Consider the following 25,501-nt stretch of genomic DNA (forward strand, 5'->3'; position numbering starts at 1 on the left):
CAACGGGCAGGGTGAAGCAGAATCGGGCGCCGCCCTGGGGCGCGTCTTCGGTCCAGATGGGCAGCAGCACCTGACCACTTCAACGGTGCTCGGAGAGGCCGGCTGGACGATCTCGAGGGAGAGGTCGGAGACCAGGCCACCCGGACGAAGAGGACGGATACGCTGATACCAACCGAAGATCGGTAGGAACGGGCGAGCCGGTGACAGGAAGTGGAACAAGCGGTCTGGTTCGCAGGCTCGAGGACGTCGCGCGTGCGTCGTTCCTGGAGCTGTTCTTCGATGTCGTGTTCGTCTTCGCGCTCCGCGCGCTCGCCCAGCAGTTGCTCAACAACCTGACCTGGTCCGGCGCGTTCCAGGCACTGGTGCTGTTGCTGGCCATCGGATGGGTGTGGTCCCTCACCGCGAGGGTGACCGGGCAGTTGAACCCGCGACGGCCGCCGGTGCAACTGCTGGTCATCGCCACCATGGTGGGTGCCCTGGTGCTCTCGGCGGCGGCCCCCGAGGCGTTCGGCAGGACCGGCTTGATCTTCGCGGTCGCCTACCTTGCCATCCAGATCGGTCGCAGTCTTTTCCTCGTGGTCCTGTTGCGGGGCCAGGAGCTACAACGTGTTGCGGGACGGGCGGCGATCTGGCATGCCGCCACCGGGGTGCCCTGGCTTGTCGGGGCGGTCGCCTCAAGCGGAGTACGCACGGCGCTGTGGACGCTCGCGGTTGTCCTCATCTACGTCGCACGGTGGTTCAGCTACCCCCTGCCAAGACTCATGCGCCTGGGCGGTGCACAGGTGCCGGCCGGCGGCGAGTTCCTGGCCGAGCGCAACCGGGCACTGTTCGTCATCGGCCTCGGCGAAGTCATTCTGGCCATCGGATCGACCCTCACCAGTCGCGGTTTTGCTACCGATCGGACCGTGGCGTTCGTGCTGACATTCGCCGTCACTGCATTGATCTGGCGGATCTACATCTTCCGTGCCGGAGAAGACGTCGGGCCAGCCATCGGGGCATCAGCCAATCCCGACCGTCTCGGCACCCTGGTGTCCTACGCACACCTGGTCATGATCGCCGGCCTCGTCGTCGCCTCGGTAGGCGCCCAACTGGTCATCGACGATCCACTAGGCAATCCACGCGCGACCCCGACCGTCACCATCCTCGGCGGTACCGCGCTGTTCCTTGCCGGTCGGATCTTCCTGGAGTACCTGGTGTTCGGCCACGTCTCCAGAAGCCGCGTCATCGGGCTGGTCGCGCTCGCCTGTCTCCTTCCGCCGATGCTGCTCCTGCCACCGCTCGTCAATGCCTTCGCCAGCGGCGCAGTCCTCACCGGGATCGTCATCGCCGACAACATTCGCGTACGACGGCACCCCGCACCGATCTCCCCACCAGGTCCCCACCGCTCGAGCAGCACATGACCACCGGCGGCGGGTCGACGCCTTCAGGCGAGCGGGCCGCACAGAGGCGGAAACCGAGCAGGTCGGTCTAAAGAGTGGAGCCGTCACGTGTGGCCGCACGCTTGCTGGCGGTGTAGACACCGCGTGAGAGCGTCATGATCGCGAAACGGAGAGCAAGTACGGCCAGGCCGGCGACGGTGTAGAACGCGACGACCCCGCCGTGGGTGACCCGGGCCCGGAACGGATTCGCTGTGGCGGCCGCCGCAGCGTCCGCTCCCACGGTGAACTCCGCCGTGCCGGCTACCGGGTGTCCGTCGGTGAAGGTTGCTCGCCAGCTGATCTCGTACCCGCCGTCGGGCATACCTGCTTTCACCTGGTCGATCAGCGTCGCTCCTTGGACAGCCGGCCGACCGCCGGCCCAATCCGTACCCGTGTGGTCCATGATCGTGACGGTGCTGTCAGACATGATCTCGGCGGCGAACACCACCTCGACCCGTTCCGGAGCAGTCGCGAGCGCGGCACCGGCGGCCGGCGTGATCGAATGCGTCGCGCCGTGGGCGACCGCGGGGGCGGGCGTGACCGCCAGCGGGAGACCGGCAGCAAGCGCGACCGCGACGATCAATCCGACGGTACGACGAATGCGAGGCGCCCGACCGGTGTCCGACTCGCCGGTCACGCCTGCCGCAACGCTTCTCTTCATGGCGTGCTCCCCTCCGCCGCGAACGACCGCGGCATCTGCGAACTGGACCGAGCGGCCCCCCGATCCGTGACAGCAGAGCTCGCCGCCGAGCCATCTGTCACGAATCGGAGACCTGCTCGGTCCGTACCTGGTGACACTCGCCCACCAGCGGCGGGCATCCGAGACAGCGCAAGGAGCAACAACTCGTGACCATCATCATCCGCATCGCGCTGGCGATCTTGTTTGTCGACAACCTCGTGGTCGGGGCCTGGAACGCGTTCTGGCCGGCCAGCTTCTACACGAACTTCCCGACGGTGGACCTCACGCCGCCGTTCAGCGAGCACTACGCGCGGGACTTCGGTACGGCATCACTGGCGATCGCCCTGCTGCTGGGCATCGCGGCGGTCAAACCCAGGGCCCACTTCGTCATCCCTGCCGCAGGTGCCTATTCGGTCTTCGCGGTGCCGCATTTCTTCTTCCACATCACGAACATGGAGCAGGCGACGGTAGGTGAGGCGATCCTCCTCACCACCGCAAACGCGGCCGTGGCGCTCATCGGCCTGGTGATCATCCTGCTGACGGTGCTGCATGACCGCCGAGTGGCTCGGCGCGGCTTCGCGTCGGCTCGGGCCGCCCACTGAACCTTCCGGACCAACCAGTGGGAGAAACGATGGTTCCCGAACCCCGCCGGCCACCTCGGTCAAACGCGCTACCCAGCACGTTCTGCGTCGTCGTCGCCGAACGACGCCTCCTCAAGAACCTCGCATATCACCTGCTCGGTTCGGTCGACGTGGCCGAACACGCGGTGCAGGAGACGTACGCCGGCTGGTACACGATGCCGGACGACAAACAGGACGGCATCGACAGGCCCTTCCTTTGGCTCGTCGGCACGCTCGTGCAGATCTGTATCGGTCTGCTCGACTCGTCGCCGCCCCGCTCCGGTGGCCAGACCGCCGATCGAGCAGGTCGCCTCCATGTTGCGGGCCCTCCACCTCAGAGGTGGGGTGCCTGGCGCCATGCACCAATGCTGTAGTCCGGCCGCGTAGGGGTATCTGTATGCGCTGGTGCCCAACGGACAGTGGCGATATCGGCGGTAGTTCGAAATCACCTGCAGATTCAGGGATAGAAGCGACGAGGCGGGCGGTCATGGTAGGGCGAGGGACAGACGGGACACTGATCGGCGCGCTAGAGGTGTTCGACGCGGTCCGCCCGCGGCTCTTCGGCATCGCCTACCGAATGCTCGGAAGTGTCGCGGAGGCCGAGGACGTCGTGCAGGAAGCCTGGCTTCGGTGGCAACAGACCGATCGCAGCCAGGTAAGGGACCCAATCGGGTTCCTGGTCACGACGACTTCTCGGCTCGCTCTGAACGCCGCGACATCGGCTCGCGCCCGACGCGAGCTGTATCCCGGACCGTGGCTACCCGAGCCCGTCGACACCTCCGCCGACCCGACACTCCAGGCCGAACGGAACGAGTCACTCGGACTTGCCGTGCTGCTCCTGTTGGAACGGCTCACCCCGGCCGAGCGGGCGGTGTACGTGCTGCGCGAGGCGTTCGACTACCCGTTCCGGCGGATCGGCGAGGTACTCGACATCAGCGAGGCGTACGCACGGCAGCTCGGCCGACGCGCCCGTACGCACCTGGCCCAGCAGCGGCGCGATCCGGTCGCCCGCGCCGACCACGGCCGCCTGCTGCGTGCCTTTCTCGCCGCCGCCCGGTCCGGTGAGCTGACCCGGCTCGAGGAACTGCTCGCCACAACAGCCACCTCCTATGCCGACGGCGGCGGCACCGTACGGGCCGCCCAGGTACCCATCGTCGGACGGGACAACGTCGCGCGTTACATCCTGGGACTGATCCGGAAGTTCGGCCACGACCTCTCAACGGAGATCGTCGAATCCAACGGCCAAGCCGCGATCCTCATGTCGCGGCCCGGAACAGCGGTCGCGTTGGTCACCATCGACGCCTCACCCGCCGGAATCGAACGAGTGCTGATCGTCCTCAACCCGCAGAAACTAGCCCAGTTCCAGCGGTAACCGTCGGCGCCGGTGACCAGCAGGGCGACGCCGATCGGGGCGACAAAGTCCCGCTGACTGAAGCCGACTGACTTGAGGTCGACTGGCACCCTCGGAGCGGCTACCTCCGTGACATGAGACGGGTCAGTCACGTCTGGATGGGAGCGCCGGTCGCGGAGGGCGGTCCTCGGTGGAGAGGACATCGGCGAGGAACGCCGGCTGGGAACCGGGACGAACAATCTGCGGCAGATACCGCAGGGTCAAGGGAGTCAGCCCTCGCCGAGAAGATCCCAGCGGTTACCGGCGATATCGAGGAAGACCGCGACCCGGCCGTAAGGCTCGGTGCGCGGCGCTCGGACGAAGGTGACCCCGGCTTCGACCAAGCGCGCGTACGAGGCATCAAAGTTGTCGACCCGGAGGAAAAAGCCGACCCGCCCTGCTGCCTGGTCACCCACAGCAGCGCGTTGACGGTCTCCATCCGCACGAGCGAGCAGAATTCCGGTCTGTGCACCCGGCGGCCGAACAACGACCCACCGCTTGGGTCTCCCGTCATTCGTCAGTGAGGGTGAGTCCTCCACGAGGTCGAAACCCAGCACGCCAGCGAAGAACTCGATCGCGGTGTCGTAGTCGTCGACGATCAGAGCAACCAAGTCGATCTGCACCGGGGCAGCCTAGAGAAAATCTCGTCCGGCTCGCCACTGAGCTCGGACTGCGACAGATGCGGATTTCCACGTCGCTGGGCCTATCACCCAGTCGCGTGCTCGAACAGTGGGCGGGGCCCGCACTCAGGCGAAGTAGTGGCCCTGCTGGAGGTCGGCGATCAGCCCGAGGCCCGCAGGTTGCCATCCGAGAAGGTCACGAGTGATCTGCGCCGAGGCAGGCCCGTCGATTGCCCAGAGGCCGCCAAGCCAGCCGACGTTGTCGCCAGCTTCCTCGGGGCTGACGGAGACTGCGGGAAGGTGCAGATGTGCGGCGAGAGTCTCGGCGACCACACGGATCGGCACGCCCTCGTCGCCGACCGCGTGCAGCACTGAGCCGGGCGGCGCGGACTCGACCGCGAGGCGGAACAGTCGCGCGGCGTCATCGCGGTGGACGGCGGGCCAGCGGTTGCTGCCGTCGCCGACGTACGCAGCGGCGCCCTTCTGGCGCGCGAAGCCGATCGCGGTGGCGGTGAAGCCGTTGTCGCCCTTGCCGTGCGTGGCTGGTGGGAGCCGCACGATCGAGGAGCGGACCCCGTGGCCGGCGAGCGTGAGAGCGTGCCGGGCGTTTGCCATCCGTCCGCCGGCGCCGCTGATCGGGCCCGTGCTGCCGGTGTCCGGGGCCAGCCCGTCGCGTTCGGTGGCGACGACACCGGACGGCAGCCCGAGCACGCCGAGCATGCCGGAGGCCATGACGAACGGCTTGCCGGTGCCGGCGAGGGCTTCACCGAAGGCGTCGATCGCCGCGCGATCGGCGTCGGTGGCGCTGGCGAAGTCGCCGGCGAAGAACATGTCGTGCTTGAACGCGAGGTGGACGACGCCGTCGGAGGCGGCGGCCGCGTCGCGCAGGGCGTCGAGGTCGTCGAGCGATCCCGGGCGGACCTCGGCCCCCATCGCCCGCAGAGATTGGGCCGCCGCGTCCGAGCGGGCCAGTCCGGTGACCTTGTGGCCGGCGGAGATTAGCTCGGGGACGAGCCCTCGACCGACCCAGCCCGACGCTCCGGTAACGAACACACGCATGAGGAACTCCCAGTTCCTAGAACGACCGTACAAGGAACGAATGTAGTACGATCGTTCTAGGAACCGCAACCCAGAGGGATCACGAGGCAGCGATGACGGGACGGCCGGTCAACCACCAGCGGCGGGCCGACCTGCTCGACGCCGCGGTCGACTACGCGATGCAGCACGGGTTCGCCGAGCTGTCGTGGCGGCCGGTGGCCCGCGCCCTCGGGGTGTCGACCACAACGCTGGTGCATCACTTCGGCACCAAGGAGCAGATGCTCGAGGCCATACTCGGGCGGTTGCGGGAGCGTGCTTTCACGGCCACGAGCGAAGCGGTCGGCGACCAGCCTGACCTGGCTGCGGCCGCGCGTGCGGTCTGGACCCGCGCCTCCGACCCGCGCCAGTGGGCGGAGTTCCGACTGTTCTTCGCGGTCTACGGACGCGCTCTACAGGCACCGCAACAGTTCACGGAGTTCCTCGAGCGCGTCGTGGCCGACTGGATGAGCGCCCTGGTCGACGCACAAAGACCGGGCACCGACGTGGCGACTGCGACGCGCACCGCCACCCTGGTGATCGCGACGATCCGCGGGCTGCTGCTCGACCTGCTGGCCACAGGCGACCAAGACCGCGTCCAGGACGCAGCCGACAGCTTCCTAGCGACTCTCGAACACGGCCCGCAGCTACAAGGCAAAACACAGCCACGCTGAGCGGCGCGGAAAGCAATAGTCCTAGCGAAGTTCCGCGATCCTGGCCCGGGTGTTGGCCGGGGCTTCGGGGTGCCCGCGCTCGACGTCGACCCGGACGTCAGCCACGGTCTTGCCAGCCAACTCCCGCCGCCAGGCCAGGTCGGCACCCCGCATGGCCTGGGCGAACGCACAGGACTGTCGATAATCGACGCCCGCGTGCTCCCCCGGCCCCTTGCTGAGGATCTGGTCGCACTGGAACAGCTCCTCCGGGCCCTCGATCGCGGCCACGATGTCCAACAGGGAGACCGCCCCCGGGGCCCGGGCCAGCTGAAAGCCCCCGCGCGACCCCGAGGTCGACGTCAGGATCCCGGCCCGAACCAGGGCCTGGAGCTGCTTGTTCAGGTAGGCCGGCGGCAGCTCGTAGAACGCCGCGAGGGTGCCGGTTGGCACCGGGGCGTCCAGCCAGCTCAGGTTGAGGCACGTGTGGAGGGCCCATTCGACGCCCTGACTCATCCGCATAGTCCTGGACTTTACATGTCCAGAATTTGTGACGCATGCCATGATCACTAGCGCCGAGCAATCCTGGACATCTAGTGTCCAGGAAACAGTCAAACAACGAAGGAGCCGACAATGACACTGGTACGCGCAGCCCAGGCCGAGGTTCTCGACAGCGACCCGGCCAGCGTGATCACGCTGCTGCTCGATCCCGAGCACACCGGCGGCGCCCTGACCAGCAACCGCACCCTGCTCAAGCACGGCACCGACGGCGCGCCGCCGCACCTGCACACCCACTCCGGCGAGCTGTTCTTCGTGCTCGACGGCGCCCTCGAGATGCTCGTCGGCGACGAACTGCACACCCTGCACAAGGGAGACGTGCTCTTCGTCCCGCCGAACACCCCGCATGCCTTCGCCCCCGCCGACGACCAGGACGTCGACTTCCTCGTCGTAATCACCCCCGGCAAGCCCCGGTTCGACTACTACCGACTGCTCGACAAGGTGCACCAGGGCGAAGCCACCTGGCAGGAAGTCGGCGAGACCCAGGACCGCTACGACAACCACTACGTGGACAGCCCGGTGTGGGCAGGCCGCGCGGCTAACCACTTCGACCTGAAGAAGTAGTTCCGGCGGGGTGGCCGTGCATGGGTGTGGCCGAGGCGGTATCCCGGGATCGCTTGGAGGGCTGGGGTCTCGGGCGTCGGCGGCGTCGACTGCGGTGATTGTGGCGAGGTTGTGGGCCAGGAGATGTCAACCTAGATGAGCGCCGAAACCAAGGGGTGCGGCGGCGGTCCTGCCAACTGAACGGTCGTCTCTTGCACTGAGCGTGGGCAATCACTGCGGCCCGTGCTGGCGGCGCTGTGGCAGTGGGGCGTGCACGACCACAACAGCTGGGTCACCGAGGCCCCTCAGCCGTACTCGTCGCCGATCACGGCAGGACCGCGCGCCAGGTGACGGCGGCAGCCACGGCCACCACGGACAGGGCAGTCCATGCCAAAGGCGTTACGCCTGCTGCTGTCAGCAGCGGTGCACGTTGGCTGCCACTCGATCGGCCGCGATCGCTGCTTGGGAGTTCAGAGGGCGGTCAATCGGATCGCGCCAGCAGTGGCCCGACCGGGACCGCCACTTCCGCCGCTGTTCCCAATGCAAGTCACACATACAGCGAAGCCCGTTACCGACTACTCCGGTAACGGGCTTCTGACCTTTACAAGGTCAGGTCGGGGCCTCGACATGCATCGACAACTATTTGCGCTGCTTCGAGTGGGGGCAGTCGTCGGCATGCTTGGGTGCGGACGGGTCTCGCTAGCAAGCTCGTCTCCCAGATCTCTCTCGACGACCATCGTGGCGCAGCAGCTCTACGATGCGGCACTATGCACCATGCGTGTCGGACAGGCCGGCATGACGCGAGCCGCCCGCCCCTTCCTGCGCAGCCCGCTCGATCTTCGCCCGGTACGCCTCGCGGGCCGCCGTGTCGATCTGCTCCTCGTACTCAGGCCTCATCCCGGTGCGGCCATCGAGTTGCTCACGCAGGATGTCGGCGTGTCCGGCATGCCGGGTGGTCTCCTGAAGGACGTGGATCATGATGGCGAACAGCTTGACGTCCGACCGCGACCACCACGGCACGTGTCCGGGCGCGTCGAGGGGAAGCGCTTGAATCGTCGCGTCCGCATGCCCCCAGGCACGCTGATAGAAGTCGGTGATCTGTTCGCGGGTCTCGTCCGGGGTCACCCACAGGTCGCTGCCGTCCGCGTCCTGCCATCGCCCCAGCGCATCCGGGGAAGGGCGGCCGAAGACCTCACCGAAATACCAGGCCTCCAACGTCGCCATGTGCTTCACCAGGCCGAGGAGGTTGGTCCCCGTCGCTGTCAGGGGACGCCGGATGTCGTACTCGGACAGGCCGTCGAGCTTCCAGACCAGTGCCTCCCGGATCCCTTTGAGCCGGCCATGCAGGCAGTCCTTCGCGAAATCATCGATCATGGGACACGAGCTTGCCATCCGACAGCGAGCGGAGCACTTCTGGGACCTCACAGCGCCGTGGTTCGTAACTCGCCGACACGAATCCGACGACGATCTGCAGTGCCAGGCCCGAGGTTCAACTTGTGTCCGAAGCCGCGGAGAACCCCATACGACAGACATTCGGACAGTCGAGCTGCCACGAGGCCCGCACGTTCCTGGAGTCCGCCCGCCACGACGAGGACCCGCTCTACGCCGCCTACGCCCTGGTCCTCGTCGTCGGTCTGCGCAAAGGCGAGGCGTTGGGACTCACCGGGGAGGACGTCGACCTCGACGCCGGAGAGCTGACAATCGGCCGCCAACTGCAACGCGTGCGCGGGCAACTCCTGCACCGCGACACCAAGACCCAGGCGTCCGACGCCAACCTGCCCCTGCCCGACATCTGCCTGACCGCGTTGAAGCTGCGACGCGAGCAACGTGACGAAGCCCGAGCAACCGCCGGCAAGGCGTGGCACGAGAACGACCTCGTGTTCACCACCCGCTATGGCACACCCATCGAGCCCCGCAACTTCCAGCGATCCTGGCAGACCCGATGCGACAAGGCAGGAGTCAAGCTGATCACCGTCCACGACGCGAGGCGGACCTGCGCCACGCTCCTGGCCGACCTCGACGTCCACCCGCGAGTTGCCATGCAGATCCTCCGGCACGCCCGCTTCTCGGTGACGATGGAGATCTACACCCAGGTCTCGTCGAGAGCGACCAGGGACGCACTCAAGCGCCTCGGCGAATCGCTAACGCAATAGCCGGGCTGCTGCACTTAGCTGCTGCACACAAGCAGAAAGGCCACCTCCCGAAGCCGGGAAGTGGCCTTTGACCTGCGTGGGCGATGCTGGTATCGAACCAGCGACCTCTTCGGTGTGAACTCTCGGCGAGCCGGTCGGATCGGGCTTGACGCGAGGTCAAACGGCCTGCTGGCGCCCATCTCGGTCGGGTTCGGCTGGCACGGCTGCTGTACTTCGTTGCTGTACTGCTGGCGTCAGACAAGGCGCTGGATGCGGACCTTGGGGCGCTCGTTTCTCAGGTGGCCTTGCTTGTGCTGGCGGACCTGCTCGTTCCAGACCTCCTGGTCGTAGTCGGGGGCCGGCGGGATCCACCGGTGGGAACCGTCGCTGTAGTGGAACTTCTCGTCACCGGGTCGCAGGATGCTCATCGGGTCCAGCCGAGGAATCGGTGATGCAGGTGGCCGGCGGGGACGTGGGGCAGGTCCTGGGCGGCGTCGACGAGCTGGGCGGCCAGGTAGAGGGCGAGGGATACCTGGGCTCTGTCGTAGTCCGCTCGCAGCTCCCGCCTCCGGGTCTGGCAGGGCCAGTCGGCACCGCAGCCGCCGCACGTCCAGGCCGGCGTGATCGGGTGGTGAGTGGTCATCGGGCGCCGTCCTGGCTGGGCCAGTGGCCGCGGTTTATCGGGATGCGGTGACGGCTGCGGCACGGCAGGTCCGCGCCACAGCGGCAGATGCGTCGCCAGTGCCGCCATGACCAGACCGGGCGGTGGCGCCGGGCGAGGGTGAGCGCTGCTGCCAGGACGTACTCGTCGTAAGAGATCCGCTTCATCGGCTCGCCGCAGCGGTCGAGGGCGCAAACCGCCGAGTTGGGGAGATCGAAGAGAGCACTGCCGCCTCCTCGTGCCGCAGCTATCAGGAGGCGTGGATGCCCGATCGCGGGGGATGCGCCGGACATCCACGCCGGCGAGGGCGGCCCACAGCGCCAACCGAGGGAATCGACCTCCTCGGCAACCTCCCACAGGTACCGTTGGGTAGTCAAGGGCTGACGTAGGTGGTCTACTCGTGTTGCCAACCGAGGGGAACACTGTGCCACCGCGTTACCGCTATGAGCAGATCGCCGACGACCTCGCCGAACGCATCAAGTCCGGCGAGTTCCGGCCGGGCTCCAAGCTGCCCAGCCGGCGAGAGTTGATCGAGCACTACGGCGTCACTGAGCCCGTAATCGACCGAGCCATGCAGGTGCTACGGATCAAGGGAATGACCGAAACCCTGCCGGGCGTGGGCGTCTTCGTCGCTGAGTAGATTCCTCCTACAGCCAGCCGCCGGGACCTGGACCCTTGTCGACCGCGATTATGGAACGCGAGCGTCGCCTTTCGGGGCCTAGAGTGCGATCCATGTCGGGCCGGCGGGAACGGATACGTCGAGAGCTGGGCGGCTTCCTCAAGCAGTATGGCCGCAGCTCTCGATCTCGCAACGGGATGGATCCCAACGATCGCCAGTACAGCCGCAAACTGGAAACCCAGATCAAGCGGTTGCGCCCTGAGGACCTTGACCGCCTGATGCGAGACGACGATGGCGACGACCAGTAGCAAGCACCGCCAGTTTAAAACCGACGACTCCTTGACCCCCAGGCAACCAACACATCTGCCCGACCTGCTTCCCCACGACAGGTGAGCTGCGAGAACCGTCCTCCGGCGTCCACGGTTGTCCGCCGACGTCGGTCCCGGTCGTCACTCAGTTAGTCACCCAGTCCCACCGGGACCTCGTAGTCCCCACGTAAGCCGGTGACCTCGTCACCCTGAGGGTCGTAGATGACCAGGCCGTGCTGCTCCGCCAGATCCAGGATGACGTCTATCGCCTCGCTGCCCCGCGGTGAGTAGCTGATGTTCATGCTCACGTGGTCGAAGCCGACATCGAGAGGTGCCGACATCCAGGGCGACTCCGGGTCGTACGGCGGATGATCCGGGAAGCGCGCACGCAGTTCCTCGTAGAAGGAGACGATGCGCTGGTCAAGCTCGCCGTCTCGGTGTTCCATGCCGGTGCAGTGATCGGCCATCTGCCGCGCATCGTCTGCCGCCGTGGAAGGCTCGACCGCCAGGACCACAAGATCAAAACTCACGGCTACATGCTCCCTGACCAGGAGCGGCTCCGTCGACCTCTACCCCACCGTCAGTTTGGAGGGTGCCAAGCATCAGCTTGGGAATCGGGTTGATTCACACCGTGAGTAGGCCGCGCTGCCTAGTGGATGACCAGGTCCCGGGCGCCGAGGTGCCCTTGTAGGCCGTTGCGGACCGCTGCATCGGGCACACATCGGGCACGCCGACGTTTCGCTGTGAACTCTCACCGTCACGGTCGCGGTCAGTTCCCGTATCCCGGCAACCAGGGCAGCGAATCGACCTCGGCCGCTCGCCCCTTCAAGACCATCCTGAACAGGTCCAGCATCCCGGCCCGGGAGTAGCCATCCATGTGCAGCGGGCCGCGGACTTCGTCGTGATCCTCCCAGATCACAAGCCCTCGGCTGCCCTCGAACGCCGACACGCTGTACCCAGCCTCGTTATCGCTGATCCACACGTCAGGATGCTCTGGGTCCTCGACCTCTAGCTCGTCGAGCAGATCGGCGAGCTGGTCGACCGATGACGCATCCTCACTGCTTCCCCACCGATGCTGGATGGAGCAGCGTCTTGCCCGCGGAGCGTTAGCCATGGAGCAATCCTCGCCCATGCCGAGACTGGTGCCCGATGTGTGCCCCGGCAGACTCCTTGACCCCAGGCAACCAACACGCCTCTGTCACCTGCTGCTCTACGCCGACTGAGCTGCTACGACGGTCCTTCGCTATACGTACTCGTCCGCGGACGTCCGTCGCGATCGTCACTCAATTGGTCACCCGCCCGCACGTCGGCTGTCGTCGGCTCGCGTCGCGTCCTGACCCGGGCGGCTAGACGGACGACTCTTCTTCTGGCCAACACGGCTTAGCAGGATGAGAAGTGGGCCGCCGACGAACAGCGTGAGGCAGCAGCACAGGCTCCTAAGCGGGACGCCTGGATCGACGGTGGAGGGTTCCATTCGAAGCACCCTAGCCAAGATCAGGCGATGTTCGGTGTCCCCGCCTGCCGTTGGCCTCGATCCTGATGCCACTTGGCGTTGTATTGATTTCGGCGGTGGACGTAGCCATCCGAACCGGGCGAGATGCTCTCTGACCCGGGCCGGGACGCGTCATCGATGGTCATTGGTCGTCACTGCTGGTTCACCTCAGACGGCCTGGAGACGGCCTGATCTTGATGGCCCGTCCGATGCTCGCCAACTGGTATCGACTGGATAGCCGGTCCCGCTACGGCTTGGACCAGACAATCGTCGACGACGTCTACAGGTACCTCCGCCTGCCCCGACCCCTCGCTTGTAAGTTCTGGACAGCCCGTCGACCACGTCCAGCTCCGGCCGGCCAGCCTCCGTTCGACCCGCCCGTTGCACGTGATCGTGCGCCGTCGTCCGCCCGTTGCTACAGCCGCTGCTACACCGTCCGGTATCCCATCGGACCAGCGGATTAAGAGTGCTGCCTCTGGGCCATGGCCAAACCCTCTGGCCTCGGCTATGCCTGCTGGGCTGCCGTGCTGGCCGTGCTCGTCTTGCGGCCGGTTGGGGTCGCACTGGGGTCACCCCTGTTCGACGCTGTCGCTGTTGGCGCTACTGGCCCGCCCTCCCCGGGTACGCCGGTCTCCCTAAGGGACGTCTCGTAATCCCGGCGTCTGTCTGCTGAGGACGGTCATCGAGGATGTCTGGGTGCAGGTGATCACCGCGAGGCACCCGGAGTGGATCTTTCCGTTCACTGGACTGCAGCCCGCCCAGTTCCGCCGGCTGGTCCACCTGGTCGCCGAGCGTGGCGGTGACGCGATCGCTGACGGCCGGCCAGGCCGGCAGTGGGCTCTCGACCTGGCCGACCGGGTGCTGCTGGTCGCCGCGTACTGGCGGACGAACCTGACGATGCGCCAGATCGGCCCGTTGTTCGGGGTGTCGCACTCCGCCGCTCACCGGGTCATCGACACCCTCGGCCCGCTGCTGGCCCTGGCCCCGATTCGCCGGCGCCGGGTCGACCAGATCGCGATCGTCGACGGCACCCTCATCCCGACCCGGGACCACCGCCTGGCCGCCCCGAGCAAGAACTACCGCTACTCGACGAACCTGCAGGTCGCCATCGACGCCCACACCCGCCTCGTGGTGGCCCTCGGCGACCCACAACCCGGCAACCGCAACGACACCATCGTCTACCGGACCAGCGGCATCGACCAGAAGCTGGCCGGACGGCCGGTCATGGCCGACGGCGCCTACCGCGGCAACCCAGAGGTGATCATCCCGTACCGCAAGCCAGCCGACGACAGCGAGCTACCCGAGTGGAAGGCAGACCTGAACAGACAGCACCGCACCGTCCGAGCACAGGTGGAACACGCCCTGGCCAGGATGAAGTGCTTCAAGATCCTCCGCGACTACCGCCGCGCCGCCCACACATTGACCGACGCTTCTTCCGGCATCGCCCATCTCCACAACATCATCCTCGCCGGCTGAACCACCAGCCCGGGCGGGGCAACACCTTCGGTGAGTTACGAGACGTCCTTTAGCTCCCGTGTCACTGTGCCATCTAGGCAACGGCGCTAACTGTTCATATCCTCAGGGCGTGACTAATGCAGGCGGCGACGAAACCATCACACCCTTCTACCGATATAATGCTCCCGACAAACCAGTCCGACTCTATAAGGGGCAAATTTCGGGGATTGCGGATCGTCCATTACAAGGCGAAATTCGAATGAATACCGCATCAAAACTAAGCGTTGTATGGATCGCCAAACCGTCGGGCTCCATGGCATTTGGACCACGCCCGCTAAATCTCGGCCTCAACGGGGCATTCAAGAGTGATCCCATTGAGGCTTTCGCGCGCAACTGGGACGAGGGGTGGATCAATGAGGCGGAACTCGGATCCAAGGAGGTCCGGTTAGCAAAAGCCAAGCTCCATTGGTTCAACCTTCCTCGACTACGTGCAGCGCGGCGCCTGCATTCAAGCAACAACAGTGCGGCCGATAGCTACAGGTGGGAACTATCGATCGCCGGATGGGTGCTGCGACTCGATCGGCGGCCTGACTACGATGCGGTGTGGGCCGGCCTGCATGAGTCCGAGAAGTTTCTCATGACCCATGTCATGGAAGTAACCAGAGCCGACGGTAGCGAATACGGCGTTGACGATTTGAAGTCGCTCGCCACGGCCCTGCATATGGCTTTCTCTTTCGCCATGGGCTGTCACGTTGCGCCAGCACTCCCAATAGGTTACGACGGGTCGGGGCGAGTCGTGTGGAAGCAATGGCGCGTCCCTCACTGCGATCCCGCACGCAGCATCAGTCCCGGGTGGTGGTCCGACTTCCAAGGGGCCGACTTCGACTCGTATCTTCAACTAGCGGTGCCGGCACTGATGGACTCACCGCTCGGCGAGCAACTTCAATTTCAGATGATGTTTGCCATCGCTTCCATTGTGCCGACAGGGTTCGTAGAGCAGCGAATTATGATCGGCTTCGCTGGGATCGAGCATTTCACCTGGCACAGACTCGTGGTCGACAGACACATGAGTAAATCCAGCTACCGCGATTTGGACGGGCACGAGCGACTCCGCAAGGTGCTGAACATGGCAGGCATCCCGGCCGACCTCGACGCGGCCATATCACCTGCGTTGGATGCGTTTGCCAAGGCTGAGCTAGCGAGACAGGGCCGCGCGTTGGATGCGGCAGATGTTGCCACTCAGATGCGCAACCGTCTCGTGCATCCCACAGATCTGCCTGGACTGGTGTATCACATCGCTGACCTCATCACCGAGGCTTGGGCGCTCACTCGGCATTTCCTCGCGCTGTTGATTCTTCAGACTCTCGACTACCGCGGCAGCTACCGCGATTTGCGCCAGTTGACGGGAAGCGCCCACCAGGTGGCGCCTGTTCCGTGGAAGTGAGAGCACAAGCACTTCCCGCGAGGGCTTGCGCAGCGTCTCTGCCGCCGGCAAGATCCACGCACCGACACCTGGCCGGACGATACGAGGCAATGGCCTTCACTGCGCAGCCCGCGTTTGTACCCCCCACCTGCGGGACGTGGGCGAAGACGAAGACTTCGTCTATGTCATCGGACTGCGCGAGAGCACCGACCCAGAGTCGTGGTCACTGCTGTTCATGGAGCCTGATGACGAGGACCTAGAGGAGGCCGACGACGAGGACCTGGAGGAGGCCGACCTCGGGACCTACTGTCTCCTCGTCGACCCTGGCCAGGCAACCCACCACGGCGGCGTCATAGAGTGCGAGATAACCGAAACGCGGCTGCGACTCAAGCTGACGACAGAGGCGGCCAGAGATCTTGCCATGCCCACCGACGTCACCTTCACCCCTCCTTCAGACCTAGCAGGCCGCCAGATCGCCTCCACCCCGGGCCTGCAGCCGCACAGTCTCCGGCGTACAGGTCGACTCGTCCGTCGCCCACCAGGCCAGCCGCTGTCGCATAGCGGCTGACCTGCTGTCTCTTCGGGTGTTAATGGTCGTCGTTGGTTGGCTTTGGTCGGCCTCTGACGGCCTCGCGACGGCCCGGACGGCCCAGAGACGCCCCGATGGGTGTGTCGGCTTCTGTCGGTCCTGTTTACCGGCAGCAGTGCATACGTTACTGATCGTCCATGAAGATCCTTCGCCGGTATTGGGGCCTCGTCGCGTTGGCCTTGCTGCTCACCGCCTGGTGGACGACCGAGGTGGGTCCTGGAGTGCTGTACCTGTTGTCGGGTGCGGTCGTGCTCTGGTCGCTCTTCCAAGCGCCTGCCTGGTGTGGAGCCGCGACCCGAAGCCGCGGTGGCTTCTGCCGGAACAACTCGCGTGGGCTGCTGCTCGGTTGCCACCTTCGCGAGCATCGGTGGCAAAAGTTCAAGATGTTGTTCTACTCCAGCCGGTGGGCGGCGTTCAGCCGAGGTACATGGGCCACACCCAGCGCCAAGCTCGCCACAGTGTCGGGCTTGATCGGAGGCGTGTCCGCCATAGCAACTGGCATCAAAGACTTCGCGTTGAGTTGAAGCGGAACTAAGACGCACCGTCCCGCAACCTGCGGTAACGCCCTCTGACACCTGCTCACACGGCTCCTGAGGCTGCCGTAGCTGCTCACTGGTTCACGACGTTTGACGGTCTCTTGTGCCCCCTGTGTGCCCCACGCTGCCGTGCTCGTCAGTCTGGTCGTCCTCGATGCCGGGCCGGACCAACTCAGTCTTCGAGGCTAGGAAGCTGAACCTCTCTCGCCCAGACCTGCCAGTCACCGTCCGACTGGCGACGTTGCCAGCCGTCCGGCTCCGGCCCGTGCTCGAAAAACCTGTCGATGCGCCCCTCAAGCCACCCAGCGAAGCCAGCACGCCGATCATCAGAAAGTCCCGGCACAACCATGGCGTGAACCGTCGCGCCACCATCGCTCGGCCTGAGGACTACATAACCGACTACGTCAGGCTCATCGCTGCGGCCTAGGTCCCCCTCCTCAATCGCCAAGCCGCGTTGAAGGAGCCGCTGTTCGGGCTCGGACATCACGGCCTCCATGGTAGGCGGCATGCCGTTGCCGAGCGAGCCGCGGGCCGCGCAGCGGATTAAGAGGACACGCGCCCGGCCGTGGCCAACCGTCCCTGCCTCGGCAGCGGTCCGCTGCTGGCTTGGCTCGTCGTGCTGTCCTGGCGGCAGGTTGGGGTCACGTAGGGGTCAACCTCGCCTACGACCCCTCGTTTGTAAGTTCTGGGCGCTCTATCCGGCGGGGTCCGTCGGCGTCACCGGCCTCGGGCGACCGTCCTGCGTCGGTCCTTGCTGGGTGTCTTCGTCCGCGCCGGTTGCTAATGAGAGTTACCGGGTCGGTTGCGGCAGACTCGGGTCCGGTAGCCGCTGGCGGGTGAGCACTCGCGGTTGCAGGACGCGATCGCAGTCCTAGTGACAGATCGTGCCCCTGCCGGTGGTCGGGAGGCGGGACCGCTGATGGGATGTCGTGCCCGCCGCTCGCCGGCGTGAGCACTTGTTCATTAGCTCGCGGAGGTCTCCCGGAGGCTGCCTGAGGTCCGCTGTGGACTTGGGAGGCTGATGTGCTGTTCGTGGGAGACGACTGGGCCGAGGACCACCACGACGTCGAGGTGCAGGACGAGACGGGCCGGCGGCTGGGCAAGGCCAAACTTGAGGAAGGGATTGCCGGCATCGCCCGCCTGCACGCGCTGATCGGCGAGCAGTTGGGCGAGAGCGATGAGTCGGCTCAGGTGGTGGTCGGCATCGAAACCGACCGGGGCCCGTGGGTGCAGGCACTGATCGCCGCCGGCTACCAGATATACGCGATCAACCCGCTGCAGGTGGCCCGTTACCGGGAACGGCGCGGGGTGTCGGGTGCGAAGAGTGATGCTGGTGACGCGCACGCCTTGGCCGACATGGTGCGCACCGACCGGCATCAGCTGCGCCCGGTCGCCGGCGACAGCGAACAGGCCGAGGCGGTCAAGGTGGTGGCTCGGGCGCACCAGACGCTGATCTGGGAACGCACCCGCCACACATTGCGGCTGCGGCAGACGCTGCGGGAGTTCTTCCCCGCCGCCCTGGCCGCGTTCGACGAACTCGCCGCCGCCGACACCCTGCACCTGCTCGGCAAGGCCCCTGACCCAACATCGGCGGCCCGCCTAACGACCATGCAGATCGCCGCTGCGCTCAAGCGAGCCCGCCGCCGCGACGTGCCGGCCAAAGCCGAGAAGCTACGGGCGGCGCTGCGCGCCCCGCAACTGGGCCAGCCGCCAGTGTGGTCACCGCGGCGTACGCGGCCACCGTCCGCGCCCAGGTAGCGATCCTGACCACGCTGCACATCCAGATCAAGGCAATGGAGGAGCAGGTCGAGGCGCATTTTGGGCAGCACCCGGACGCTGAGACCTACCTCAGCCAGCCCGGCCTGGGCCGAATTCTCGGCGCCCGGGTGCTTGCCGAATTCGGCGACGACACCACCCGCTACGCCGACGCCAAAGCCCGCCGCAACTACGCCGGCACCAGCCCCATCACCCGCCAGTCCGGGAAGAAGAAGATTGTGCTGGCCCGCTACGTGCACAACGACCGGCTCATCGACGCCCTCGGCCGGCAGGCCTTCGCCGCCCTGAAAGCCTCCCCCGGCGCCCGCGCCTACTACGACCAGCAACGCCACCGCGGCCTCGGCCACCACGCCGCCCTACGCCAACTCGGCAACCGCCTCGTCGGCATCCTCCACGGCTGCCTCAAAACCGGCACCCCCTACGACGAGAACACCGCCTGGCAACACCGCGAAGAGCACCACCACAAGGCGGCCGCTTGACCGCAGCGCTCATGGGATGTCTGTCACCGTTGCTGTCGACAGCATCGACCCGGTTGGCAGAGTAAGTCACCGACCCGTGGCGCGTATGACCTGCTCCGATTTCCGTTCAACTAGAGCGCCCACCACCGAAGACGGCTGTCGCACAGCCGACTCAGCGTTGACTCAACCAACAGAAGGAAGCACACTCTCGGCTTGCAGACCAGCCATACCACGCACAGAGCCGGGGCCAGGCATTGCTAGACTCCACTATTGAAATACTGGGCAACGCTGCGCCGGTCGCTGCGGCCTTGTTAGGGCTGTTCTTTTCGTTCTTCCTGGAAAGGATTGGCCGCAGAAAGGCTAAGGCGGTCGAGGCGGAAGTCATATCGGCCCTGGGCCTGACTGAGCGGGCTTCACCTGAGGGCACTTCTGCCAACTCCTCCCACGAATCGCACACTGCTCCAGCCGACGAAGCAAGCAATGATCCGCAAAATAACCCGGTCTCGCCAAGCCAGAACATTTATGTTGACCTCAGAAACGGTAGCGAAGCTTCGGAAGCTCTGGCCGAGATAGCGCAGCAACAATCTGACGGTCACGCCAGACTGATTGTCAAGTACTACGCCCAGGGCCATCAACAGGCCTTCGTCACCTTCATCGCAAGCATTGCATTCGCCGTTGTTGGTTTTGGTGTCATTATTGCCGCTTGCGTCTATCTGCTTACCCACCCAAAGGACCCAGAACCAGCAGCCATCTCGGGAGCAGTTGGGCTTGTTACGCAGGGTGTTGGGTATTTGTTTTTCCGCCGCGCTGACAATGCCCGTGGGTTGATGATGCAACTGATCGACAAGCTTCGCGATGATCGCGACAGAGAGATAAAGTTCATCGCTGGCATGGTTTCGGCAAATAGCATCGTTTCGCCCTCCCTTCGAGACGCCGTCAAGGTAGCAACGGCAGTGCACTTGGCCGGTGTCTCCATGTCGCCGGAGCAGATCGAGGCGATTGCCAAAGAGGCGGCCCGGCCAAGCACAACGAACGCGGCGCCGATCTATATAAACCCGCCGCCTAAGTCGGACACTCCAGCCTCTACGCCATGAGATCGCCGCGTCGCACCGATACACCAACTACAGGTAGGGCGGACCCGGCCGGGCTGGTGATCGGGCCGAACACGTCCTGCTACCTGGACAGATGTCCTCACCAGTGGTCATCGCTGGTCACTCACGATCAACCTCCGGCGGCCTGGTGACGGCCTGGCCCTGGTCCTCGTCGACCTGCCCCGAGCCGGGCCGGCCCGCTACGACCCCTGCGCCTGCCATGGCTGCTCACTGGTTGACGACGTTGACGGTGTCTTGTGCCCCCTGTGTGCCCCAAGCTGTCATAAGCGACTATCGCTCTCGGTTCGCGTCCAGTCGGTCAATCGTCAAGCCGCAGTCGTGAAAGCGTCTCCGACTACTGATCCGATAAGGGCGCCGATGATCCCTGCCCAGAGACTGTCCACATCGGCAGTATCCTCCCTGGATACAAGCCTTGGCCTTAGCCCGGCCTTCGCACTTAGTCTTCGCCATCAATCTCTAGGCGGATCGACTCATCGTCTGGTATAACGAGGACTCCGCTCGTCACCTTGCCCTTCTCAAGCAGGTACAGCTTGTCGGACTTCTTGGTCAAGAGAAGCAGTCCCTCGTACTTGAACGAATAGCGCGAGTTGGAGGACGCCTCTAGCGTCGTTTTCTCCACGCCGGGCCGCTCAATTCGTAGGTCTTCCTTGCTGTACAAGATCGCTACAGGAATTTTTCTGCGGTCGTCCACTGCCTGGTCGGCTCTGTACGCTCCCAGCCCCGAGCCAACCTGGCCTATAAACGAAAGTGTCAGGATCCCAAGCAGTACTAAGATTGCCGGCAGTGCTTGCTGCACATGCGCGAGGATTGCGTCCGGTACGAGCCCCGCCGCCCGCGCAAACCAATAGTAGAGGAAGCCCACCACGGCAGTGAAAAGGCAGAGTCCGGCCACCAAAAGGGACTCGTATGCGTAGCGATCGCGGGCGAATATTATGATCACGTACAACGCCGTGCCTGCTGCCCATAATAGAGCTCCAAAAATCCTCGACATCCCGACTGCATGCCTAACCTTGCCGTCGCGGAAAAACAGAGGGCGACCCTGCACAATGAGATGGATAATCAGGCCAGCAACTAGGAGTACAACCACAAAGACAGTTCCGCCACTTAACATGACGTCCGCAGGACTCATTCCCAATAGTCCCGTCGGTACACCGAAATATCCATAGTAGGCTCTTTCGTGCGACCATCCATAGAAATAAAGTAACCCGATGAAGAAAACCGACTGAGCAATGACTGATTGAGTAATTGCCACGAAAGCGCCTGTGCTCTGTGCTTTTGCGGGTGTTTGGAGTTCGGTCATCGTCATCCTCCTAGGCATCGGGATACTAGTTGAGGCAAGCTCGTTCGCCTGTCTTCCATCCCGTCTGCCGTCGACCCGCCCTTCGGGGAGCGGACTCTCGCCCGGCCCGCCATGAGGTACGGACCGTGACGGCTGGTTCGCGCGCTGGCGGGTCGGGCGATGGTCTGCTCGGCTTGCCCGGGTCGACGGCAGACGGGATGGCCTACCGCAACCAACCACGGACCCGGCGGCTGCCGACGATCTCGGCCATCCTGGAGCCGGAGCGCCCCCGCCGGAGGCGCAGTAGCCGCAACCCCGCCCGGTGCACCAACTGGCCGACGCGGTCGGCGTGCGCTCCCTCACGACGCGCGGGTTCTGGCCGCGCGGCCCGGCCGGCTGCCGGCTCAACCTCAGCGCCCAATGACCTGTCGTTCTGCGGCGGCCCCTTGGGCTTCCCGCTTCCGCGCCAGCCGCCGGGCGTGTTGCGTGGCCGGCGTGGAGCGACAGCGGCGCGTCGGACGCGCGCCCAGGCGGCGGCGCGTGCGGCCCGTTCAGGGCCGCCTTGATAGACGTACAGAAAGTCCTCCCACACGGCCGGCAGCCGGCCGGTCCGCCTCGGCTTCGGGATCACGGCGGGTTGACGTGTCGGCACCCGGTGCTACTCTGGCGCTCGTCGAGCACGCCAGCGCGGCCTTCCTGCCGAATCGCTGGACTCGACGTCGGAGATGCCGGTCGGCCTTCCTGCCGCTGATGCGGGCCACGTCCCGCCGGCTCTCGATCACACCGGCCGCCGTGCCGGTTCCCTGAATCCGCTGAGCGGCCCAGCACGGCCTTCTGCCGTACACGATGGCCCGGATTCGCTTACCTCCACAGGTGGGGCAGCCTGCGGCAACCCGCCGGCTGCCGACATCCCAGGCTCCCCACCCGTGCCGGCTCTACTCATCAGGTCCACGAGCGCGAAAGGACACGACCGATCGGCGGGAAGTGGCACCACCACGATTCCGCCCTCCGGCGTCAGCCGCCCTCCCGGCGGTGCCAGGAGACCCGACGAACACCACCAGCGGACAGGCGTCCATGGCTGGTGGTGCTTCGTCTCCCGTCCCTGTCACCGTCTGAGGAGGAAGCCATGTCCACCCCGCTCGACCTGTACCGGCCCGCCGTCGCCGCCGGCCGTGACGCCCAAGCCCTGCACCGCGCCGCCACGCCGGATTTCTCCGGCTGGCTGGAGCACACCGCCCCAGCCGGCGGCTGCTCCCGCCCGATCCGTCTCGCTGGCACCATCGCTGCTGTCGACCGCGACAGCGGCAGGATCCTGGACGAGCAGCACACGGACGAGTTGCCCGACCAGGCGCTCTACAAGGCCTGCGGCAACCGCCGCGAATCGCATTGCCCCGACTGCGCCTGGGTCTACGCCGGAGACGCCTACCAAGTGGTGCGCTGCGGCCTGACCGGCGGCAAGGGCGTCCCCGCCTCGGTCGGCCGGCACCCGGTCGTCTTCGCCACCTTCACCGCCCCCTCCTTCGGCGCGGTCCACCGCCGACACGTCCCGCACCACACCTGCGCCACCCGGCAGCGCTGCGGCTGCCGCCCCGCGCCCTGCCACGCTCGCCGGGAGGTCGGGAGCTGCCTGCACGGGCAGCCCGCGGTGTGCTTTGCCCGCCACGACGCCGACGATCCGCGGCTCGGGCAACCGTTGTGCCTGGACTGCTACGACCACGCCCACCAGGTCGTCTGGAACTACTTCGCCGGCGAGCTGTGGCGGCGTACCAAGCAGGCCATCGAACGCCACCTCGCCGCCCTCTGCCGCCGACGCGGCATCCCCCTCGTCCGGGTCGTCACCGGCTCCGGCAAGGTCCGCTGGGTGCCGCCGGTTCGGGTGTCCCACGGCAAGGTCGCCGAGATGCAGCGCCGTGCCGCCGTCCACTTCCACGTCCTGCTGCGCCTCGACGGCATCGATCCCGACGACCCGGACGCCCTCGTGCCGCCACCCGCCGGCATCACCATCGACGACCTGGAGGAAGCGGTCGATGTCGCCGCCTCCCGGATCACCGTCAGCGCGCCCTCACACCCCGACCGGCCGCAGGCTGGGTGGTCGCCTGGGGTGAGCAGGTCGACGTCCGACGCATCAACACTGCCAGCGGCGAGCTGACCGATGGCAAGGTGGCCGCCTACCTCGCCAAGTACGCCACCAAAGCGACCGAAGCCACCGGCCACTCCTTCACCCGACTCACGCCCACCACCATCTACGACTACGCCGACCCCGAAGGCCACCACCTCGCCCGCCTCATCGACGCCTGCTGGCGACTCGGCCGCCCCACCCACGACCCCACGACCAGCGGCGCCGCAACCGCCGACGGCCGTCAAGGCAGGCTTGACGCCAAATCCAATGCCTACGCCGGGCTCCGCCGCTGGGCCCACATGCTCGGCTTCGGCGGCCACTTCCTCACCAAGGCCCGCCGCTACTCCGTCACCTTCGGCCTGCTCCGCGACACCCGCGCCACCTACCGCCGCACCGAGGACGACGACCCCGCCGACACGATCACCGTCGGCACCCTCACCTACATCGGGGCCGGCTGGCTCACCGAAGGCGACGCCTTGCTCGCCAACACCGCCGCCCGGCAGCGCCGGGAGCGCAGACGCATCGGTCGCGAAGAACTCGCTCATGAAGCCTGGCTCACCGGAGCCGCCGCATGAGCAGAGACCTCACCCCGCGCTGGTACTCCCCCGCCGAGGTCGCCGTCCTGCTCGGCTTCGGCATCTCCAAGGTCAAGATGAAGATCGCCACCGACGAACTGCGCTCCATCAAGGACGGCAAGTACCGCCGCATCCTCCCCGAATGGGTCGACGACTACATCCGCGAACAGGTCGAACGCCAGGAGGCCGCCTGATGCCCGGACGCACACGAGCCAACGGCGAAGGCTCCATCTTCCCCTACCGCAACGGCTTCGCCGCCTACGTCTGGGTCACCAAGCCGGACGGCAGACGCACCCGCAAGTACGTCTACGGAAAGACCCGCGAGGCCGTCCACGACAAGTGGATCAAGCTGCACCAGCAGGCGAAACAGGGACCGGTGGCGACCAACGTCCCGACGGTCGGCAGTTTCCTCACCTGGTGGCTGACCGAGATCATCCAGCCCAACCGGGCACCACTGACCTACGCCACCTACGAGACGTTCGTCCGCCGCTACATCGCCCCCGGCCTCGGGGCAAAGCGGCTCGACCGGCTCCAGTCGCGGGACGTGCAGACGTGGATCAACCAGGTTGCCCGGACCTGCCAGTGCTGCGCCCAGGGCAAGGACGCCTCCCGTTGCGAGGACAAGCGGCGCTGCTGCGCGGTCGGCCGCTGCTGCCAGGCCGTCCCGTCGACGCGCACGGTCAGCGATATCCGGGCCACTTTGCGGGCCGCCCTCACCCACGCCCAGGCCGAAGACCTCATCTCCAAGAACCCGGCGGCGTCGGTCACCCTGGCCACCGTCCGCCGGCGGCGGGGCAAGTCCTGGTCGAGCGATGAGGCGCGGAAGTTCCTGGAGTCCGCCCGCCGGGACGAGGACCCGCTCTACGCCGCCTACGCCCTGGTCCTCGTCACCGGCCTACGCAAGGGAGAGGCGCTCGGGCTCACCTGGGCAGACGTCGACCTCGACGCCGGAGAGCTGACCATCGGCCGCCAACTGCAACGCGTACGCGGGCAGCTCCTCCACCGCGACACCAAAACCCAGGCGTCCGACGCCACCCTCCCCCTGCCCGACATCTGCCTGACCGCCCTCAAGCTCAGGCAGGAACAACGCGAAGAGGCGCGAGCAGCCGCCGGAAAAGCCTGGCACGAAACCGGCCTCGTATTCACCACCCGCTATGGCACACCGATCGAGCCGCGCAACTTCCAGCGCTCCTGGCAGACGAGATGCGAGAAAGCCAACGTCACGCCGATCACCGTCCATGACGCACGGCGCACCTGCGCCACGCTCCTGGCCGACCTCGACGTCCACCCGCGAGTCGCCATGCAGGTGCTACGGCACGCCCGCTTCTCCGTGACGATGGAGATCTACACGCACGTATCGTCCAAGGCCACGCGCGAAGCGCTCAAGCGCCTCGGGGATGTCCTCGACGGGTGAT

26 protein-coding genes and 3 pseudogenes are annotated in these 25,501 nt (G+C 66.1%); 18 read left to right on the forward strand and 11 right to left on the reverse strand.

The window, feature by feature from the left end; genetic code table 11:
* The first annotated feature begins 200 nt into the window (after window positions 1-200).
* The gene (locus OG990_RS20400) at window positions 201-1,400 is read left to right on the forward strand and encodes a low temperature requirement protein A (RefSeq protein WP_406076791.1); all 1,200 of its coding nucleotides are present in this window, start codon (window positions 201-203) and stop codon (window positions 1,398-1,400) included.
* Between the two features lie 67 nt (window positions 1,401-1,467).
* On the opposite strand, the gene OG990_RS20405 is transcribed toward OG990_RS20400, so the two are convergent.
* Window positions 1,468-2,001: a copper resistance protein CopC gene (locus OG990_RS20405; protein WP_406076792.1), complete on the reverse strand. Its 534-nt coding sequence runs from the start codon at window positions 1,999-2,001 to the stop codon at window positions 1,468-1,470.
* Window positions 2,002-2,264: 263 nt separating this feature from the next.
* Between OG990_RS20405 and OG990_RS20410 the strand changes: the two genes are divergently transcribed.
* From OG990_RS20410 to sigJ, 3 genes are all read left to right on the forward strand, one after another.
* Window positions 2,265-2,699: a hypothetical protein gene (locus OG990_RS20410; protein ID WP_406076794.1), complete on the forward strand. Its 435-nt coding sequence runs from the start codon at window positions 2,265-2,267 to the stop codon at window positions 2,697-2,699.
* Window positions 2,700-2,728: 29 nt separating this feature from the next.
* Window positions 2,729-3,091 (forward strand): sigma factor, encoded by a 363-nt coding sequence (locus tag OG990_RS20415; protein ID WP_406076796.1) that lies wholly within the window; start codon window positions 2,729-2,731, stop codon window positions 3,089-3,091.
* Between the two features lie 113 nt (window positions 3,092-3,204).
* A complete protein-coding gene (sigJ, locus tag OG990_RS20420; protein ID WP_406076797.1) occupies window positions 3,205-4,089 on the forward strand; it encodes an RNA polymerase sigma factor SigJ in 885 nt (294 codons plus the stop codon).
* Between the two features lie 248 nt (window positions 4,090-4,337).
* On the opposite strand, the gene OG990_RS20425 is transcribed toward sigJ, so the two are convergent.
* Entirely contained in the window at window positions 4,338-4,730 is a 393-nt protein-coding gene (locus OG990_RS20425) for a VOC family protein (protein ID WP_406076799.1), read from the reverse strand.
* Window positions 4,731-4,853: 123 nt separating this feature from the next.
* A complete protein-coding gene (locus OG990_RS20430; protein ID WP_406076800.1) occupies window positions 4,854-5,786 on the reverse strand; it encodes an SDR family oxidoreductase in 933 nt (310 codons plus the stop codon).
* A gap of 92 nt (window positions 5,787-5,878) precedes the next feature.
* Between OG990_RS20430 and OG990_RS20435 the strand changes: the two genes are divergently transcribed.
* The gene (locus OG990_RS20435) at window positions 5,879-6,475 is read left to right on the forward strand and encodes a TetR/AcrR family transcriptional regulator (RefSeq protein ID WP_406076802.1); all 597 of its coding nucleotides are present in this window, start codon (window positions 5,879-5,881) and stop codon (window positions 6,473-6,475) included.
* A gap of 21 nt (window positions 6,476-6,496) precedes the next feature.
* Here the strand turns inward: OG990_RS20435 and OG990_RS20440 are convergent, their stop codons facing one another.
* Window positions 6,497-6,973, reverse strand: coding sequence for an RrF2 family transcriptional regulator (locus OG990_RS20440; protein ID WP_406076803.1), 477 nt, complete (start codon window positions 6,971-6,973; stop codon window positions 6,497-6,499).
* 111 nt (window positions 6,974-7,084) lie between these two features.
* Between OG990_RS20440 and OG990_RS20445 the strand changes: the two genes are divergently transcribed.
* Window positions 7,085-7,573: a cupin domain-containing protein gene (locus OG990_RS20445; RefSeq protein ID WP_406076804.1), complete on the forward strand. Its 489-nt coding sequence runs from the start codon at window positions 7,085-7,087 to the stop codon at window positions 7,571-7,573.
* A 744-nt stretch (window positions 7,574-8,317) separates the two neighbouring features.
* On the opposite strand, the gene OG990_RS20450 is transcribed toward OG990_RS20445, so the two are convergent.
* Complete coding sequence (locus OG990_RS20450) at window positions 8,318-8,926, reverse strand: DinB family protein (protein ID WP_406076805.1); 609 nt, start codon at window positions 8,924-8,926, stop codon at window positions 8,318-8,320.
* 161 nt (window positions 8,927-9,087) lie between these two features.
* On the opposite strand from OG990_RS20450, the pseudogene OG990_RS20455 reads away from it, so the two are divergent.
* Window positions 9,088-9,705, forward strand: a pseudogene (locus tag OG990_RS20455) (site-specific integrase); the annotation flags it as partial.
* A gap of 233 nt (window positions 9,706-9,938) precedes the next feature.
* Here the strand turns inward: OG990_RS20455 and OG990_RS20460 are convergent.
* A complete protein-coding gene (locus tag OG990_RS20460; protein WP_406076807.1) occupies window positions 9,939-10,112 on the reverse strand; it encodes a hypothetical protein in 174 nt (57 codons plus the stop codon).
* Entirely contained in the window at window positions 10,109-10,327 is a 219-nt protein-coding gene (locus OG990_RS20465; protein WP_406076808.1) for a flavin reductase, read from the reverse strand. The genes OG990_RS20460 and OG990_RS20465 overlap by 4 nt, the downstream gene beginning before the upstream one ends.
* A 442-nt stretch (window positions 10,328-10,769) precedes the next feature.
* Here OG990_RS20465 and OG990_RS20470 point away from each other — a divergent pair, with 442 nt between their 5' ends.
* On the forward strand, window positions 10,770-10,985 hold the full coding sequence (locus OG990_RS20470; protein ID WP_406076809.1) for a winged helix-turn-helix domain-containing protein: 216 nt from the start codon (window positions 10,770-10,772) through the stop codon (window positions 10,983-10,985).
* A gap of 92 nt (window positions 10,986-11,077) precedes the next feature.
* Window positions 11,078-11,272 (forward strand): hypothetical protein, encoded by a 195-nt coding sequence (locus OG990_RS20475; protein WP_406076811.1) that lies wholly within the window; start codon window positions 11,078-11,080, stop codon window positions 11,270-11,272.
* A 149-nt stretch (window positions 11,273-11,421) separates the two neighbouring features.
* Here OG990_RS20475 and OG990_RS20480 read toward each other — a convergent pair whose 3' ends face one another.
* Complete coding sequence (locus tag OG990_RS20480; protein WP_406076813.1) at window positions 11,422-11,802, reverse strand: hypothetical protein; 381 nt, start codon at window positions 11,800-11,802, stop codon at window positions 11,422-11,424.
* Window positions 11,803-12,041: 239 nt separating this feature from the next.
* Window positions 12,042-12,386: a hypothetical protein gene (locus OG990_RS20485; RefSeq protein ID WP_406076814.1), complete on the reverse strand. Its 345-nt coding sequence runs from the start codon at window positions 12,384-12,386 to the stop codon at window positions 12,042-12,044.
* A gap of 1,074 nt (window positions 12,387-13,460) precedes the next feature.
* On the opposite strand from OG990_RS20485, the gene OG990_RS20490 reads away from it, so the two are divergent.
* The 4 genes from OG990_RS20490 (at window position 13,461) to OG990_RS20505 (ending at window position 16,755) form a co-directional block, all read left to right on the forward strand.
* On the forward strand, window positions 13,461-14,240 hold the full coding sequence (locus OG990_RS20490) for a transposase family protein (RefSeq protein WP_406076815.1): 780 nt from the start codon (window positions 13,461-13,463) through the stop codon (window positions 14,238-14,240).
* Window positions 14,241-14,349: 109 nt separating this feature from the next.
* A complete protein-coding gene (locus tag OG990_RS20495) occupies window positions 14,350-15,663 on the forward strand; it encodes a hypothetical protein (RefSeq protein ID WP_406076817.1) in 1,314 nt (437 codons plus the stop codon).
* Between the two features lie 136 nt (window positions 15,664-15,799).
* Complete coding sequence (locus OG990_RS20500) at window positions 15,800-16,210, forward strand: hypothetical protein (protein WP_406076818.1); 411 nt, start codon at window positions 15,800-15,802, stop codon at window positions 16,208-16,210.
* Window positions 16,211-16,368: 158 nt separating this feature from the next.
* Window positions 16,369-16,755: a hypothetical protein gene (locus OG990_RS20505; protein WP_406076820.1), complete on the forward strand. Its 387-nt coding sequence runs from the start codon at window positions 16,369-16,371 to the stop codon at window positions 16,753-16,755.
* A 184-nt stretch (window positions 16,756-16,939) separates the two neighbouring features.
* Here OG990_RS20505 and OG990_RS20510 read toward each other — a convergent pair whose 3' ends face one another.
* Window positions 16,940-17,254 (reverse strand): hypothetical protein, encoded by a 315-nt coding sequence (locus OG990_RS20510; protein WP_406076822.1) that lies wholly within the window; start codon window positions 17,252-17,254, stop codon window positions 16,940-16,942.
* A 536-nt stretch (window positions 17,255-17,790) separates the two neighbouring features.
* Here OG990_RS20510 and OG990_RS20515 point away from each other — a divergent pair.
* Both OG990_RS20515 and OG990_RS20520 read left to right on the forward strand, forming a co-directional pair.
* Window positions 17,791-19,022, forward strand: a pseudogene (locus OG990_RS20515) (IS110 family transposase).
* A 233-nt stretch (window positions 19,023-19,255) separates the two neighbouring features.
* The gene (locus OG990_RS20520) at window positions 19,256-20,095 is read left to right on the forward strand and encodes a hypothetical protein (RefSeq protein WP_406076823.1); all 840 of its coding nucleotides are present in this window, start codon (window positions 19,256-19,258) and stop codon (window positions 20,093-20,095) included.
* Window positions 20,096-20,549: 454 nt separating this feature from the next.
* Here OG990_RS20520 and OG990_RS20525 read toward each other — a convergent pair whose 3' ends face one another.
* On the reverse strand, window positions 20,550-21,413 hold the full coding sequence (locus tag OG990_RS20525) for a hypothetical protein (protein WP_406076824.1): 864 nt from the start codon (window positions 21,411-21,413) through the stop codon (window positions 20,550-20,552).
* 1,105 nt (window positions 21,414-22,518) lie between these two features.
* On the opposite strand from OG990_RS20525, the pseudogene OG990_RS20530 reads away from it, so the two are divergent.
* The 3 genes and pseudogenes from OG990_RS20530 to OG990_RS20540 all read left to right on the forward strand — a co-directional run bounded on the left by OG990_RS20530 (window position 22,519) and on the right by OG990_RS20540 (window position 25,500).
* Window positions 22,519-24,086, forward strand: a pseudogene (locus OG990_RS20530) (replication initiator).
* Window positions 24,083-24,280, forward strand: a complete 198-nt coding sequence (locus OG990_RS20535; protein ID WP_406076825.1) for an excisionase family DNA-binding protein — start codon at window positions 24,083-24,085, stop codon at window positions 24,278-24,280. Before OG990_RS20530 ends, OG990_RS20535 begins: the two are co-directional and overlap by 4 nt.
* Entirely contained in the window at window positions 24,280-25,500 is a 1,221-nt protein-coding gene (locus tag OG990_RS20540; RefSeq protein ID WP_406076827.1) for a tyrosine-type recombinase/integrase, read from the forward strand. Before OG990_RS20535 ends, OG990_RS20540 begins: the two co-directional genes overlap by 1 nt.
* Window position 25,501: the final 1 nt, after the last annotated feature.

Origin of the sequence: Micromonospora sp. NBC_00858 (assembly GCF_045207365.1) — a bacterium.
GTDB lineage: Bacteria > Actinomycetota > Actinomycetes > Mycobacteriales > Micromonosporaceae > Micromonospora.

What these genes read in the sequence shown, in the direction of transcription:
- sigJ (WP_406076797.1), top strand. Translation starts at nt 3,205, where the DNA reads ATGGTAGGGCGAGGGACAGACGGGACACTGATCGGCGCGCTAGAGGTG.
- OG990_RS20505 (WP_406076820.1), top strand. Translation starts at nt 16,369, where the DNA reads ATGAAGATCCTTCGCCGGTATTGGGGCCTCGTCGCGTTGGCCTTGCTG.
- OG990_RS20440 (WP_406076803.1), bottom strand. Translation starts at nt 6,973, where the DNA reads ATGCGGATGAGTCAGGGCGTCGAATGGGCCCTCCACACGTGCCTCAAC.
- OG990_RS20430 (WP_406076800.1), bottom strand. Translation starts at nt 5,786, where the DNA reads ATGCGTGTGTTCGTTACCGGAGCGTCGGGCTGGGTCGGTCGAGGGCTC.
- OG990_RS20450 (WP_406076805.1), bottom strand. Translation starts at nt 8,926, where the DNA reads ATGATCGATGATTTCGCGAAGGACTGCCTGCATGGCCGGCTCAAAGGG.
- OG990_RS20485 (WP_406076814.1), bottom strand. Translation starts at nt 12,386, where the DNA reads ATGGCTAACGCTCCGCGGGCAAGACGCTGCTCCATCCAGCATCGGTGG.
- OG990_RS20460 (WP_406076807.1), bottom strand. Translation starts at nt 10,112, where the DNA reads ATGAGCATCCTGCGACCCGGTGACGAGAAGTTCCACTACAGCGACGGT.
- OG990_RS20525 (WP_406076824.1), bottom strand. Translation starts at nt 21,413, where the DNA reads ATGACCGAACTCCAAACACCCGCAAAAGCACAGAGCACAGGCGCTTTC.
- OG990_RS20445 (WP_406076804.1), top strand. Translation starts at nt 7,085, where the DNA reads ATGACACTGGTACGCGCAGCCCAGGCCGAGGTTCTCGACAGCGACCCG.
- OG990_RS20535 (WP_406076825.1), top strand. Translation starts at nt 24,083, where the DNA reads ATGAGCAGAGACCTCACCCCGCGCTGGTACTCCCCCGCCGAGGTCGCC.
- OG990_RS20415 (WP_406076796.1), top strand. Translation starts at nt 2,729, where the DNA reads ATGGTTCCCGAACCCCGCCGGCCACCTCGGTCAAACGCGCTACCCAGC.
- OG990_RS20475 (WP_406076811.1), top strand. Translation starts at nt 11,078, where the DNA reads ATGTCGGGCCGGCGGGAACGGATACGTCGAGAGCTGGGCGGCTTCCTC.
- OG990_RS20435 (WP_406076802.1), top strand. Translation starts at nt 5,879, where the DNA reads ATGACGGGACGGCCGGTCAACCACCAGCGGCGGGCCGACCTGCTCGAC.
- OG990_RS20465 (WP_406076808.1), bottom strand. Translation starts at nt 10,327, where the DNA reads ATGACCACTCACCACCCGATCACGCCGGCCTGGACGTGCGGCGGCTGC.
- OG990_RS20540 (WP_406076827.1), top strand. Translation starts at nt 24,280, where the DNA reads ATGCCCGGACGCACACGAGCCAACGGCGAAGGCTCCATCTTCCCCTAC.